The organism is Pseudoalteromonas sp. Angola-4, assembly GCF_028599265.1.
Lineage (GTDB): Bacteria > Pseudomonadota > Gammaproteobacteria > Enterobacterales > Alteromonadaceae > Pseudoalteromonas > Pseudoalteromonas atlantica.
Genome location: NZ_JAQREK010000108.1, coordinates 1 through 429, shown reverse-complemented (window position 1 = coordinate 429; position 429 = coordinate 1). Strand labels below are relative to the sequence as shown.

Here is a 429-nt window from a genome sequence, read left to right as displayed (position 1 = left end):
GAGCACATGGAACTAAAAGATACCGCATGGATTGGCGCCGTTGTTTCATTGCTGGCTTTCATAGTCACCCGGTACAGTGGCAGGCTAGATAAACAAAATGTTAAGGCTAAATAAAGCGACACTTATGTAGGTTAGTCTTGAAATAAAAATGAATGGCCTCAGTGTTTATATGAGGTCAAAATTTTAAATCAAAAAGTAATCGGTGTATTTAGTAAACGCAACGTTTGAATTTTAAACCAATTATTTAATAAGGATAAAGCTAGGACACAACGTGTAATTGAAATGCCAGACTTAGGTATGGGTACTTTTCGTTTAGAAGGTAAAACTGCTTATGAATCTGTAAAAATGGCGTTAGAAGTAGGAGTTCGTCATATTGATACCGCGCAAATTTATGGTAACGAAGAGCAAGTTGGCCAAGCCATTAAAGAC

1 protein-coding gene is annotated in these 429 nt (G+C 36.8%); it reads left to right on the top strand.

Annotation, left to right across the window (positions count from 1 at the left end; translation table 11 throughout):
- Window positions 1–282 precede the first annotated feature (282 nt).
- A partial coding sequence (locus tag PSH48_RS21040) for an aldo/keto reductase (RefSeq protein ID WP_273612327.1) occupies window positions 283–429 on the top strand: 147 nt, incomplete at its 3' end.